Origin of the sequence: Prochlorococcus sp. MIT 1223, from assembly GCF_034092465.1 — a bacterium.
GTDB lineage: Bacteria > Cyanobacteriota > Cyanobacteriia > PCC-6307 > Cyanobiaceae > AG-402-N21.
This window is the reverse complement of sequence record NZ_CP139303.1, coordinates 585,802-597,859: the sequence shown is the minus strand read 5'-3', so window position 1 is coordinate 597,859 and position 12,058 is coordinate 585,802. Positions and strand designations below refer to the sequence as shown.

Here is a 12,058-nt window from a genome sequence, read left to right as displayed (position 1 = left end):
TTAGAGAAAAAAATACCTTTAAAAGCTTTTTGAAAACCGGGGATTATTTTCACGATTTTCATTGAAGAGCTAGTTATTTTAGTTGAAACATAATTACTTATTATATTTAAATACATATTTTGATTAATGCAAGTCTCTAGAGAGACTGAAATAATCGCTTGTGAATTATAACTTCATGGAAGTATTTTTTTTAGAGGTGATTTCTTCACGGCTTCCTATGAAGAATACTCTTCCCTATGATTTCTTGATGAATGAAATTTCACCATTCTACTTCTTTAACTCTATGTTTTTAGTTCAGATCTGATATGTTAGATCTTCCAAAATATCCGATCATCCAAACTCTTTTCTCCATACCTTTTGTTTCCCTCTAATTTCCCAATAGTTAATTTAGAAAAAAAAAAATAATCATTTGATTATTTGGACTAGTTTAGGTATATCTTGTAAAATCATGGACCATAAAATATGAGACGTTTATTTGCTGGAATGCTAACCATTTCAATGCTTATAAGTGGCTGTGCCTCAACTAGCGAGAAGAATCAATCTAGGCTTGAGTTGATAAAAAAACGTAATGAGCTTATTTGTGGTGTTAGTGGAAAAATACCAGGCTTTAGTTTTCTTAAAAGCGATGGAAACTATCAAGGAATTGATGTCGATATTTGTAGGGCCTTTGCTTTTGCTTTTATAGGCAGCTCTGGAAATATTCAATACAGACCTCTCACGGCGGCTGAAAGATTCACTGCAGTAAGGACAGGAGAGGTTGACCTGCTTTCACGAAATACGACTTTTAACTTGAGCAGAGATTCATCAGCCGGGAATGGTCTTACATTTGCTCCGGTTATATTTCATGATGGACAGGGGCTTATGGTGAAGAAAAATAGTGGAATTAAAAACATTTCCGATCTAGCGAATAAATCAATATGTGTGGGCTCGGGAACAACAACTGAACAAAATATAAATGATGTTTTTGAAGCTTTATCTCTTCCTTATACACCTATTAAATATCAAGACTTAAATCAGGTAGTTGCTGGATATTTACAAGGTCGCTGTGCGGCTATGACATCTGATCGATCTCAACTAGCAGCAGCACGATCAGGTTTTAGAAATTCAAAAGATCATATTATTCTTGAGGATATTTTGAGTAAGGAGCCTCTCTCTCCTGCCTCGATTGGTGGCGATCAAAAACTCGGAGATGCAATGCGTTGGGTTATCTTTTCACTTATCGCGGCTGAAGAAAAGGGGATAACAAAAGAAAATATTAGAGCCAAGCTAGAATTAGCAAGGGAAAACCCTGAATTAAAATCATTACGCCGTTTTTTAGGTGTTGAAGGAGATCTTGGCGAAAAATTAGGCCTTAGCAATGACTTTGTAGTCAATGTAATTTCTTCTATTGGTAATTATGGAGAGATTTATAATAGACACCTAGGACCTAATAGCGATGTACCAATCCCTAGAGGCTTAAATCAACTTTACAATAGTGGTGGGATTCTAATTTCACCACCATTTAATTGAACTTTATAAAAGGCAATTATTAACTTATTAGATGAAAATCTTTAAGGGATTTTGGCTACAAGTTGGGATTGTATCTGGAGTGATTGTGTTGTTGTCGATATTGATTAACAACATATCTATAAATCTCATTCGTACAGGTCTTGGGTTTAGCTTTTCCTGGTTAACTCGTCCAGCTAGCTTTGCTTTGGCTGAATATGCTTTACCTTACTCTCCCTCTGACAGCTATGCCTGGGCTATATTTATTGGTTGGCTGAATAGTTTAAAAGTTATTTTTCTCTCTTTATTAATAGCTACTTTAATAGGTTTTTTTGTTGGACTTGCGCGTACAGGTACTAATGCATTACTTCGAGTTACTTCAGCAGCTTATGTAATGTTAATTAGGCAAACGCCCCTCCTTTTGCAATTGATGTGTTGGTATTTTGTGGGATTCTTAGGAATTAAGGGCACATTATTTTTTCCTGCTAGAGGTATTTTAGCGATGTCCAATCAGGGCTTGGATTTTTTGGGTGTTACCTTATCGGCAGAATTCTCTGCATTACTACTTGGACTTAGTGTCTTTACTGGGGCATATATCTCCGAAGTAGTACGTGGTGGTATAAATTCAGTTGAAAAAGGACAATGGGAGGCTTTTAGGAGTCTAGGTCTGTCAGAAAGCGATGGACTATATAAAATTATAATTCCTCAAGCGCTTCCAGCAATCCTTCCTGGTTTAACTAGTCAGTATTTAAATCTTGCGAAAAATAGCACTCTTGCAATTGCTGTTGGGTATTCAGATATCTACGCAATTAGTGATACTGTAATCAATCAAACGGGGAGAGCTATCGAAGGGTTTATTCTATTATTACTTAGCTTTCTATTACTTAATCTTATAATAAGTAATGCAATGGAAGTGGTAAATAAATTTATTCTCAACTATCAAAGACGTTAAACGATTATTCCTATGAAAAGAGATAAATTACGTGATTTCTATAGGCGAATATTTGTTTCACGTCCTTTTGAAGTCTATATCTCATTAGCTGTCTTTACCACGATTGCTATTCTTTTTGGCTTTACATTTAAATGGTTTTTCTTAGAAGCTAATTGGGAAGTAGTCTCTGCAAATCTACCTTTATATTTATTTGGTATTTTTCCTGATGATCAAAGGTGGAGACCTGCTACCTGGTTAGTTATTTTAATATGTCTTTCAATTGTGACTATTTGGGGCCCCCGCTGGTGGTGGCTTCGCAAAATATTACCTTTAACTTGGATAGGTGTTGTTCCTCTTGGGATTTTTCTTTTATCTGGTGGGTTAGGCATATTACCTGTGGCGAGTAGATCTTGGGGAGGGTTAACTCTTACAATATTTTTGATGATGTGTAGTTCTTTAATTGCCTTCCCCTTGGGAGTTATTTTAGCGATAGCTCGGCAGAGTGAATTACCAATAGTTAAATATCTAAGTGCAATTTATATAGAGGTCATAAGAGCTATTCCGCTTATAGCGGTTCTTTTCTTTGGTCAGCTCTTAATACCTTTATTTCTTCCTTTGGGGTTAGAAATTAACCGTGTTTCAAGAGCTATATTTGCATTCTCATTATTTGTTGCAGCTTATGTAGCAGAAGATATACGTGGTGGATTGCAGTCAATACCCATAAGTCAGGAGGAGGCAGCTAAGTCTTTGGGGCTTAGCAAGTTGCAAATTACTTGGTTGATTCTTGTTCCACAAGCACTAATAATTGCGTTGCCTGCTCTTGGGAATCAAGCAATAGGACTTCTTCAAAATACAACATTGATGGCAATCTTGGGATTAGTAGAGTTGCTTGGCATTAGTCAAAGCTTATTAGCTAACCCTGCCTTTATTGGAAGCTATATTGAAGTTTATTTATGGCTTGCATTTGTTTATTGGTTTGTATGCACATTTATGGCTCTTCTTTCCAGGCACCTTGAAAAAACAATGTCTTTTAGCAAACCAATGCTTGATTAATCATGAAACCAGTAGTCATAGCTAAAAACCTTGTGAAATCATATGCAAAAGGGTTACTTGCTCTTGATAATGTTTCTTTGACTGTTAATAGAAGAGAGGTTCTTGTAGTTATGGGACCATCAGGTTCAGGAAAGAGCACTTTAATTAGAACATTTAATGGATTGGAAAGTTTTGACTCTGGAATGCTTGATGTTGTAGGCATTCAACTTTATTCAACTCAGGATGAACGGAAAGTTCGGGAGATTAGAAAAAGAGTAGGTATGGTGTTTCAGCAGTTTAATTTATTTCCACATCTTTCAATTTTAGACAATATAACTCTTGCTCCGATCAAAGTTCAGAAACTTAATAGGAAGGAAGTAGAGGAACATGCGATGTCTCTGCTCTCTCAAATGGGAATATTACAGCAAGCCAATAAGTTCCCGGGACAACTTAGTGGAGGGGAACAACAAAGGGTCGCTATAGCAAGATCTTTGGCATTAAAACCTGAACTGCTTTTGTTTGATGAGCCAACGAGTGCTTTGGATCCTGAACGTGTAAATGAAGTTTTAGATGCTATACGTACTCTTGCTATGAAAGGGATGACAATGGTTGTCGTTACTCATGAGATTAGTTTTGCAAAGGAAGTTGCCGATAGGGTTTTGTTTATGGATTCAGGTAAAGTTATAGAGATGTCTACTCCTGAAATTTTCTTTACTAATGCAAGACATGAAAGAAGTCGGAGATTTTTGAATCAAATTGGAAAATAGTTTTTACTTAATAAGTTAACTTCAAATTATTACTGCTTAATTTACGAAGAAGAGATTAGTCCTTCTTCTAATATTGATATAATACTATTAATTATAAAGTATGAGTTTGATGAATAAGGATAAAAACATTATTGCTATAGGAGGAGGAGGTTTTGGAAGATCTTTAAGGGATTTAAAAATTGAGAGATATATTACTAATCTTTCCAAAGTTAAGAATCCTAATATTTGCTTTATTCCAACGGCTACTGGAGATAGTGATACATACAAGGTTAGCTTTTATAATGTATTTACAAAGCTTGAGTGTAAACCGACACACATAGATTTATTTAAAAGGACAATAGATTTGGAGGACCATATCAATAAGCAAGATATTATTTATGTAGGAGGTGGAAATACGAAGAGCATGTTAGCTGTTTGGAAAGAATGGGGCTTAGATCTAATTTTAAAAAATGCTTATGATGCAGGAGTGATTATGAGTGGTGTAAGCGCAGGTGCAATTTGTTGGTTTACGAAGGGTATCACTGATTCTTGGGAAAAAGAGCTTTCAATTCTTGAATGCTTGGATTTTGTAAGAGGAACATGTTGTCCTCATTATGACGAAGAAGAAAGTAGGATTCCTTATGTAACTAGTCTTCTATTGGATAAGCATATAAATAGTTGCATAGCAATTGAGGATAATTGTGCATTGCATCTTAAAAATGGTGAGCCCTTTAGATCTATAAGCTTTGGGGATAAGAAAAATAGTTACTTTGTTTCTTTAAATAAAAAAAATATAATATCCAAGCCGTACACTGGTATTAGTATTTGAAAGGTAAATATGTATAAGTTACGTCTTTAGTTCTTGAGCTTTAAGGGCTTGATCTAATTCCGCGAGGTTAGGTATTTGCCATGATCCAATTGCTTCCATAAGTAATTGGTCTATAGCTTCATCAGGACAACCGGTACCTTCTTGTAATGCATAACAGGCAGCATCAACACAGTCAAAAAACTCAGCGAGATATTCTTTGTGTGCATTATTGAATTGAAAGTTATTGCTCATATTTGATCAAGTAAAGAATTTCCAAGTCTTGCTTTGATTGAGCAAGCTTGCGTCTTAAGAATTTTAATGTCTCCTGGTCCATTTGAGACTCTGTAATCATCTTTTCTGATTTATCTATAGCGAACTCAAGGTTTTTGATTTTTAGTTCAAGAATATCTTTGTTTTTCTTGCATTCTTTTAGTGTAAAAGCATCAATCATTTCTCTTTATAGCTTTCTCAGCTAATAATTTAAGTTTCTTTTCCATAATCTTTGGAGGAGTTGATTTGATATTGATTGAGACTATCAGAGAGCTTACAGCTATACATAACAATATTACTATCAGCCAATTAACCAGGTAATAGCTCACGATATTATTGACCATATCGGCTCAATTTAAGTAGTTAAACATGCAGATCTAGTTCTTATTTAAACCATGTACCTTTGGGATGAAAAACAGAAATTGTTTTAAAGGCGTAACAATTGTATGGGCTCAAATGGGGTATTCTAATGTCCCTTTTTCAACGCCTGAAGCTATTTAGGGAATAACCTATTTGGAGCTTTTAGAATGTCTATCGTCATAGGTTGTCTTGCTTTCCTCAGTGAAGTAGTCATCAAACCTAGTATACCTAACACTCTTAGACTTAAGAATAACTGTATAGAAGCAAGCAAAACTCGTGAGCTATCAAAAAAAGATATGAAACTCAAGAATGAATTACCTTCTATTGAGGGTGCCCCTTAGCCTTATGAGCCCTTTGAGAATTGTTGGTTAGTGACTTTTGATGTTGCTGAAGGCCTTGCTCTTCTGATTGCTTTAGTTGGATCGATAACAAGCTTTTGAGATAGCAAGAGGCCTCTCTGAGCCTTTACGTATAAAAAATTCTTATGATTTTGGTAACTTGTCTTTTTTAGAATGTTTGCAAAGCATCGTAACGATTAGATCATTAGATACAAATCAATTACAAAATAAATCTCTTCTTCATTTTTTATCCCCTAGGAATGTATTTTTGCTAGATAAATTTTGTGATTATTATGCTCACTACTTTTGCTGGATTGACAAGCACACCTGCTCCTACAGCTATTTTGGTTGGGATTGCCTCAATTGTATTATTTGCAATTGTCGGAGTAATGGTTGGACCTGATTATGATGGTATGAATGCTCCAGAAGTAAAAAAATAGTTTTAAAAGCTGATTAAGCAGCTGCTTTCTTTTAACAATTAAAAGCCCCTTCTTCTTGAAGGGGCTTTTAATTGTTAAATTCTGCAAGACTCCTTAAAAAGCTATGAGAATCACCTAAAACACAGTCCACAGCAATGAAAATTATATGCATTAATTTTTTTTTAATTATCTTGTCGTGAGATTTAGTTAATAGTAATCAAAAAACATCTAATTATCTCTCATAGTAATTAGATGCTGTGAGGACATAAAATTAATCTAATCTGCCTAGCAGTAATTACTTCATTATTTGAATCCTGAGAGTGCATTTAAATAAAGATTTTCAATTAGCTGTAGTAGGTGGTGGGGCATCAGGCTTTATGGGGGCTATTAAAGCTGCGGAAGAAGGCGTTACTTCGGTAATTCTTTTAGAAGCGGCAGGAAAAACTCTTGAGAAGGTCAGAATTAGTGGAGGAGGACGTTGCAATGTAACTCATGCTAGCTGGGTCCCTTCAGATCTGATCCCTAATTATCCAAGAGGAAAATTGCCACTTAAAGCAGCTTTTAGTCGTTTCGCTACTGGAGATGCTGTTGCTTGGTTTGAAGAACGAGGGTTGGAACTTGTTATTGAGAAAGATGGACGAATCTTTCCTAAATCAAATTCATCTGGAGAAGTGATTAGCTGCTTACATCAATCAGCCTCCAGAGCAGGTGTAATTTGTTTAAAGAAAAAAGCAGTTATAGATGTTGAAGCCATTGATAAAGGACGGTTTATTTTGAGATGTAAAGACGGGAGCTGCTTTTATTCCAATAAAGTCTTACTTGCAACAGGTGACAACCCAATAGGAAAGAGCATTGCATCTTCTTTAGGACATGAATTAGTCCCCTCGGTGCCTTCTATATTTAGTTTTAAATTAAGTGATCAATCACTTCTCAATTGTGCAGGGATATCTGTCGATAGTGTTAAATTAACACTCAATTTTGAAGATCAACTTTTTGAGGAAGAAGGCCGCATATTAATTACTCATAAGGGCATTAGCGGACCAGCTTTACTTAGATTATCTGCATTTGCCGCCCGTAGTCTTTTTAATATAAAATATAAAGCTTTATTGAGGATAGCCTGGGTAAACAATACTAATGAATATATAAGTGACTTGCTCAAACAGTATAGAAATGATTACCCATGTCAAACTTTATCTAGGGTACACCCTTTTAAATTTATTCCAAAGAGACTATGGCTTCACTTGCTATATAAATCCGATATCTCTAATAAATTAAGATGGGCAAATTTCTCATCTTTTAAAGAAAGGAAACTGGTAGAAATTCTTAGAAGTGATGCTTTAGAAATAATCGGCAAAGGTCCTTTTGGAGAAGAGTTCGTTACCGCTGGAGGGGTTCAGTTGGATGAAGTTAATTTTAAAACAATGGAGAGTAATCGTTGTAGCGGATTATATTTTGCAGGAGAAATTCTTGATATTGATGGAGTTACAGGAGGTTTCAATTTTCAACATTGTTGGACTAGTGGTTGGCTTGCTGGCAAAGCAATAGCTAACAAGTTAGAAGAAAAACATCTTATTGATTAATTACATAAGAATAAAAATAGCAAAAAGTGCATAAATTGCTAATATAAAAAAAAATCTACCATGAAATTGATCAAGCATTTGCATTTAAATAGATACGAATGGTGGAAAAAACATCGCAATTCTATTACTTATGGAAGCTTTCTTATTTTATTTGCTATCTATATAAATCCAATAATTAAATTAGTTGATCATAAGAATAAATGTGTCTCGATTGCGCAGGAAAGATTTCTAGCGGAAGCACCTTCTAAGGATAAAATTTCTAGGGAAAAGTCTTTTGTTCTTGCTTATCAAATTTGTAACCATAGAAGTAATTAGCTTTAAAAAGATGAATTTCTATTTTCTTTAATTATATTTTCTGATTTAATATAGATAAATTTTTACTGATATGAACTTACTTTTGCTAAATGAATATTGATTTATAAAATGACCTGATACAGAAAAGAGAATCTATAGTTAGTTTTTGCCAGTAAATCAATCTACAATAATTACTAATCCCTAAAAAAATTTGCCTATATAGCTAGATGGATTTACTAGCTATATAGGCAAATTTTAAAATTCACTAAATAGTGGGACCATTTTTGTCGAATGGTACCTAGTGGCTATTTCATCCTTTACTCTTCTTCAAATTTTTCTAGATTTGGTCCTGCAATTAATCCTACGACTGCGAAAAGAACGAGAGAAGCCACTCCAGCAAAGATTGCAGAGGTACTAAGTTCTCCTACGGCGAATGTTGAGAATGATAGTGAAGGCATAAAAACGGTTAAGACTTGAATCGATAACAGGATGAGCATACAAACTTAATGATCAATGATCATAAATAGATTTCAAATCTTCGTATTTAGTTGGCTAATAATTCGTAAGAGGGAATACCTCTATAAAAGGCAAGGGAGGATAGACTCGATAATCGACTAAATGAGAACGTCTCCAAAAGCACAACCTTAATATTGCTTCTCAAGGCCAAAGCTCCTGAAATTAGGTTTTTTGATGAAATCTGACTCTTTGAGATTTAATGATTTTCATTTTAATATTTATATCCAAAAATATTGGTCAAGAGACCTAGTCGTTTTTTCTCTTGAAGATCTATTAATATGAAATAACTCAGGTTACTATTTCTTTATAAATAAGCAGATCAACCTGATTGCAATCAATTTTGCAAAAAAATACTATAACTAAAAGCTTAAGTTGTGACAAGTAATTCACGTTTAAAGATCTTTAAAGAAGTTCGTCTATCTGGTCTAAAAGGAAAGGCCTTGGAAATTAGCCTTGAAGATATTCCTAGTATGAAACAAATAACACAGGTTGTTCCAGATATTTGCTTTACCCGCAGTACTCTCAGATCACTGGGCTATCTTTTGCAATCTCTAGTTATACAGTCCTTCGTGATAGCCATTGGACTTTCTATCCCATATACCTATTCAATGATTCCTATTTGGATTCTTTACTCATTGATTTCTGGTACTACAGCAATGGGCTTTTGGGTTTTAGCTCATGAGTGTGGCCATGGAGCTTTTTCGGATAATAAAAAACTTGAAACTTTTGTGGGGTACATTCTGCACTCTTTTCTACTAGTCCCTTACTTTTCATGGCAACGCTCACATGCAGTTCATCACCGCTTTACTAATCACATTACAGATGGAGAGACTCACGTCCCATTAGTTATTGGGAATAATTCCATCGGAGAAAAGCCAGGAGGCGAAAAAGAAATAGAATTTTCTCGCGCTTTAGGGAAAAATAAATATGGAATTGTTCAACTGGTCTTACATCTTTCGTTTGGATGGCCTGCTTATTTGCTAACAGGTGCAACTGGAGGACCTAGGTATGGAATGTCAAATCATTTTTGGCCTATAGAGCCTTTCTCTCAGGAACTTTGGCCATCTATTTGGAAAAAGAAAGTTTGGATTTCTGATTTTGGTGTAGGAATAGTTTTTCTAGTTATTATTGCTTTTGGAAATTCCTTTGGAATTGTTCCTTTAATAGCAATGTATATTGGACCTCTTTTGGTAGTTAATTGTTGGCTTGTAGTTTATACGTGGCTTCACCATACAGATACAGACGTCCCTCACCTTGCTGGGGATGAATTTTCATTTATTAGGGGTGCTTTTCTTTCAATTGATAGACCATATGGAAGAATAATAGATTTTCTACATCATCGAATTGGATCTACACATGTAATACATCACATTTCACCTACTATTCCTCATTATTACGCAAATCTTGCTACCAAATCAATAAAAAGAGCTTTCCCAAAGGTGTATCTTTTTAATCCCATGCCAATACATAAATCTCTTTGGAATATTGCTAGAAATTGTATTGCTGTAAGGCCTGAGGAAGGAAGATCAAGATACTTTTGGCAGAAAACATAATAAATTTTTGATTAATTTTAATTCTAGATTTAAAGTTATGTGATTAGATTTTATAATATTCAGAGAACCTAAATAGATTATGCCTAAATTGAAGAAGGAAAATCAACCTGGTCCATTAGTTCAGAAAATAGTTTTGTTATTTTTTGGATTAGGACCAATTCTGCTAATGGGATTCTTTTTATTTAAAAATGGTTTCTTTGAATAATATTCCCTTTTCTTACCTATTTAAATTGTTAATAACTTTCTGATCTAAATTTATGTAAGTATTGTTAGTAATCCTCTTATTAAATCTTTTCTGCTACTCTCACTCATTCCTTCATAGATCAGTTCCTCACGTCTAAGTATTTCTAATCCATTCTCTCCTAGTCCAGAGTAAATGAATTCTTTGTCTTTATTAATCCACTCTTGTACCATCATTTCATTAGTTTCTATATGACATTGCAGTCCATAAGCTCTATTCCCAATCTTAAAAAATTGTTCTTTACATCTATTGCTGCTTCCAAGCAGATGTGAATTTTTAGGCAGAAGAATCCTATCTCCATGCCAGTGCAACACATCTAATGGAGCCTTAAAATATTGTGAAATTTCTTCGTTTTTATTCTCTGATACAGGAATAATCTTGCTCCAACCTATCTCGGGCAATGGTTTTCCACTTCTCTCTTCTAGAAGTTTTTCTATTCCTCCACCCGAGGCATGTGCTAATAATTGAGCTCCTAAACAAATTCCAATAACGCCAACTCCACTCTTAATTGCTTCTTGTATTAAAAACACTTCTTTCTGCATCCAATTGTATAAGGGATTATTAATGTCTTTTACTCCCATATGTCCACCCATTATCAAAAGTAAATCTGTTTTTTTTGGTTTAGGTAAGGGATGATTTAAGTCCATTCTAAAAACATTAACCTCGAATCCTAATTCCTTTGCTATTACTTCAAATAGACCAGGTCCTTCTCTAGGTATGTGCTGAATTACGATTAATTGCCTATGATTCAAAGCTGGTTAATAAAGGTAAAGATCTTCTGCAAGATAGAAAAAAACATGACAACATAATAAATATGTAAATAAAATAACATGAATATGTTACAGGTTTTATTCCTGCTATCAGCTCCAATGATTGCTACGTCAGGAATATATTTTATTTATTTGTATAAAACTAAAATAAAAAGAATATACACGTAGAATTATTATTAATATTTCAATAGACTTAACTTGAAAAGAAATAAATATGATATTGATATGCAGAAATTAATTAACGAGTTTTTAATATTCAATTGATTTGACTAATGTAATGAAATGTTATTTCTTCAGATATTGAGTGTAGTGATTTTATTTAATTCACTGAAAGTTAATAAGTTGTTTCTATTTGGTAATTTAATATGTATATGCTAATGGCCTCTTCAACCTATCGAGAATATTTAAGATATAAATTACCAAAAAAAACTTCGGCTAAAGAGGCGATATATTCTTTGCTCTGGGAAAGTATAAATAATCGAGATAGTTTGTTAATTGTATTAATGTCAAGAATATCCTCGCGGAATTTGATTATTTTAGTTATAAATGGCTTTTCTTCTCTATCTAAATGTTTATAGCACTTTCACCAGTTCAACAACTTTTCTTCGGAGTTTCATTTATAGGTGTAATGATGTTTGCGACTGTAGCTTTTATGGTTAACAGTAGTGGATATAAGAATGTAGACAGACTAAATAATCTATTTAAAAAGTAGAAT

Annotated in this window: 16 protein-coding genes; 12 read left to right on the top strand and 4 right to left on the bottom strand. The window is 34.0% G+C overall.

Annotated elements, in window-relative coordinates:
- Positions 1 to 462: 462 nt before the first annotated feature.
- The 5 genes from SOI85_RS03300 (at position 463) to SOI85_RS03280 (ending at position 5,023) form a co-directional block, all read left to right on the top strand.
- Positions 463 to 1,509 (top strand): amino acid ABC transporter substrate-binding protein, encoded by a 1,047-nt coding sequence (locus tag SOI85_RS03300; RefSeq protein WP_320664807.1) that lies wholly within the window; start codon positions 463 to 465, stop codon positions 1,507 to 1,509.
- A 31-nt stretch (positions 1,510 to 1,540) separates the two neighbouring features.
- Positions 1,541 to 2,437 (top strand): ABC transporter permease subunit, encoded by an 897-nt coding sequence (locus SOI85_RS03295; RefSeq protein ID WP_320664806.1) that lies wholly within the window; start codon positions 1,541 to 1,543, stop codon positions 2,435 to 2,437.
- Between the two features lie 12 nt (positions 2,438 to 2,449).
- A complete protein-coding gene (locus SOI85_RS03290; protein ID WP_320664805.1) occupies positions 2,450 to 3,469 on the top strand; it encodes an amino acid ABC transporter permease in 1,020 nt (339 codons plus the stop codon).
- Between the two features lie 2 nt (positions 3,470 to 3,471).
- Positions 3,472 to 4,215, top strand: coding sequence for an amino acid ABC transporter ATP-binding protein (locus SOI85_RS03285; protein ID WP_320664804.1), 744 nt, complete (start codon positions 3,472 to 3,474; stop codon positions 4,213 to 4,215).
- 109 nt (positions 4,216 to 4,324) lie between these two features.
- Positions 4,325 to 5,023, top strand: a complete 699-nt coding sequence (locus SOI85_RS03280; RefSeq protein WP_320664803.1) for a peptidase E — start codon at positions 4,325 to 4,327, stop codon at positions 5,021 to 5,023.
- 18 nt (positions 5,024 to 5,041) lie between these two features.
- Here SOI85_RS03280 and SOI85_RS03275 read toward each other — a convergent pair whose 3' ends face one another.
- Together SOI85_RS03275 and SOI85_RS03270 are read right to left on the bottom strand one after the other, a co-directional pair.
- The gene (locus SOI85_RS03275) at positions 5,042 to 5,254 is read right to left on the bottom strand and encodes a hypothetical protein (protein ID WP_320664802.1); all 213 of its coding nucleotides are present in this window, start codon (positions 5,252 to 5,254) and stop codon (positions 5,042 to 5,044) included.
- Positions 5,244 to 5,453, bottom strand: coding sequence for a hypothetical protein (locus SOI85_RS03270; RefSeq protein WP_320664801.1), 210 nt, complete (start codon positions 5,451 to 5,453; stop codon positions 5,244 to 5,246). The genes SOI85_RS03275 and SOI85_RS03270 overlap by 11 nt, the downstream gene beginning before the upstream one ends.
- A 346-nt stretch (positions 5,454 to 5,799) precedes the next feature.
- Here SOI85_RS03270 and SOI85_RS03265 point away from each other — a divergent pair, with 346 nt between their 5' ends.
- From SOI85_RS03265 to SOI85_RS03250, 4 genes are all read left to right on the top strand, one after another.
- Positions 5,800 to 5,973 carry a hypothetical protein gene (locus tag SOI85_RS03265; RefSeq protein ID WP_320664800.1) on the top strand — a complete coding sequence of 58 codons (174 nt, stop codon included), beginning with the start codon at positions 5,800 to 5,802 and terminating at the stop codon, positions 5,971 to 5,973.
- A 290-nt stretch (positions 5,974 to 6,263) separates the two neighbouring features.
- A complete protein-coding gene (locus SOI85_RS03260; protein WP_320664799.1) occupies positions 6,264 to 6,410 on the top strand; it encodes a hypothetical protein in 147 nt (48 codons plus the stop codon).
- A gap of 299 nt (positions 6,411 to 6,709) precedes the next feature.
- On the top strand, positions 6,710 to 7,969 hold the full coding sequence (locus SOI85_RS03255) for an NAD(P)/FAD-dependent oxidoreductase (protein WP_320664798.1): 1,260 nt from the start codon (positions 6,710 to 6,712) through the stop codon (positions 7,967 to 7,969).
- A gap of 60 nt (positions 7,970 to 8,029) precedes the next feature.
- The gene (locus tag SOI85_RS03250) at positions 8,030 to 8,284 is read left to right on the top strand and encodes a hypothetical protein (protein ID WP_320664797.1); all 255 of its coding nucleotides are present in this window, start codon (positions 8,030 to 8,032) and stop codon (positions 8,282 to 8,284) included.
- Between the two features lie 296 nt (positions 8,285 to 8,580).
- On the opposite strand, the gene SOI85_RS03245 is transcribed toward SOI85_RS03250, so the two are convergent.
- Positions 8,581 to 8,721, bottom strand: a complete 141-nt coding sequence (locus SOI85_RS03245) for a hypothetical protein (protein ID WP_320664796.1) — start codon at positions 8,719 to 8,721, stop codon at positions 8,581 to 8,583.
- A gap of 528 nt (positions 8,722 to 9,249) precedes the next feature.
- Here SOI85_RS03245 and SOI85_RS03240 point away from each other — a divergent pair.
- Positions 9,250 to 10,332 carry a fatty acid desaturase gene (locus SOI85_RS03240; RefSeq protein ID WP_320665105.1) on the top strand — a complete coding sequence of 361 codons (1,083 nt, stop codon included), beginning with the start codon at positions 9,250 to 9,252 and terminating at the stop codon, positions 10,330 to 10,332.
- A gap of 79 nt (positions 10,333 to 10,411) precedes the next feature.
- Positions 10,412 to 10,537: a hypothetical protein gene (locus tag SOI85_RS03235; RefSeq protein WP_320664795.1), complete on the top strand. Its 126-nt coding sequence runs from the start codon at positions 10,412 to 10,414 to the stop codon at positions 10,535 to 10,537.
- 50 nt (positions 10,538 to 10,587) lie between these two features.
- Here the strand turns inward: SOI85_RS03235 and SOI85_RS03230 are convergent, their stop codons facing one another.
- Positions 10,588 to 11,325 (bottom strand): type 1 glutamine amidotransferase, encoded by a 738-nt coding sequence (locus SOI85_RS03230; RefSeq protein ID WP_320664794.1) that lies wholly within the window; start codon positions 11,323 to 11,325, stop codon positions 10,588 to 10,590.
- Positions 11,326 to 11,911: 586 nt separating this feature from the next.
- On the opposite strand from SOI85_RS03230, the gene SOI85_RS03225 reads away from it, so the two are divergent.
- On the top strand, positions 11,912 to 12,055 hold the full coding sequence (locus tag SOI85_RS03225; RefSeq protein WP_320664793.1) for a hypothetical protein: 144 nt from the start codon (positions 11,912 to 11,914) through the stop codon (positions 12,053 to 12,055).
- The last annotated feature ends 3 nt before the right edge of the window (positions 12,056 to 12,058 follow it).

What these genes read in the sequence shown, in the direction of transcription:
- SOI85_RS03300 (WP_320664807.1), top strand. Translation starts at nt 463, where the DNA reads ATGAGACGTTTATTTGCTGGAATGCTAACCATTTCAATGCTTATAAGT.
- SOI85_RS03295 (WP_320664806.1), top strand. Translation starts at nt 1,541, where the DNA reads ATGAAAATCTTTAAGGGATTTTGGCTACAAGTTGGGATTGTATCTGGA.
- SOI85_RS03290 (WP_320664805.1), top strand. Translation starts at nt 2,450, where the DNA reads ATGAAAAGAGATAAATTACGTGATTTCTATAGGCGAATATTTGTTTCA.
- SOI85_RS03285 (WP_320664804.1), top strand. Translation starts at nt 3,472, where the DNA reads ATGAAACCAGTAGTCATAGCTAAAAACCTTGTGAAATCATATGCAAAA.
- SOI85_RS03280 (WP_320664803.1), top strand. Translation starts at nt 4,325, where the DNA reads ATGAATAAGGATAAAAACATTATTGCTATAGGAGGAGGAGGTTTTGGA.
- SOI85_RS03275 (WP_320664802.1), bottom strand. Translation starts at nt 5,254, where the DNA reads ATGAGCAATAACTTTCAATTCAATAATGCACACAAAGAATATCTCGCT.
- SOI85_RS03270 (WP_320664801.1), bottom strand. Translation starts at nt 5,453, where the DNA reads ATGATTGATGCTTTTACACTAAAAGAATGCAAGAAAAACAAAGATATT.
- SOI85_RS03265 (WP_320664800.1), top strand. Translation starts at nt 5,800, where the DNA reads ATGTCTATCGTCATAGGTTGTCTTGCTTTCCTCAGTGAAGTAGTCATC.
- SOI85_RS03260 (WP_320664799.1), top strand. Translation starts at nt 6,264, where the DNA reads ATGCTCACTACTTTTGCTGGATTGACAAGCACACCTGCTCCTACAGCT.
- SOI85_RS03250 (WP_320664797.1), top strand. Translation starts at nt 8,030, where the DNA reads ATGAAATTGATCAAGCATTTGCATTTAAATAGATACGAATGGTGGAAA.
- SOI85_RS03245 (WP_320664796.1), bottom strand. Translation starts at nt 8,721, where the DNA reads ATGCCTTCACTATCATTCTCAACATTCGCCGTAGGAGAACTTAGTACC.
- SOI85_RS03240 (WP_320665105.1), top strand. Translation starts at nt 9,250, where the DNA reads ATGAAACAAATAACACAGGTTGTTCCAGATATTTGCTTTACCCGCAGT.
- SOI85_RS03235 (WP_320664795.1), top strand. Translation starts at nt 10,412, where the DNA reads ATGCCTAAATTGAAGAAGGAAAATCAACCTGGTCCATTAGTTCAGAAA.
- SOI85_RS03225 (WP_320664793.1), top strand. Translation starts at nt 11,912, where the DNA reads ATGTTTATAGCACTTTCACCAGTTCAACAACTTTTCTTCGGAGTTTCA.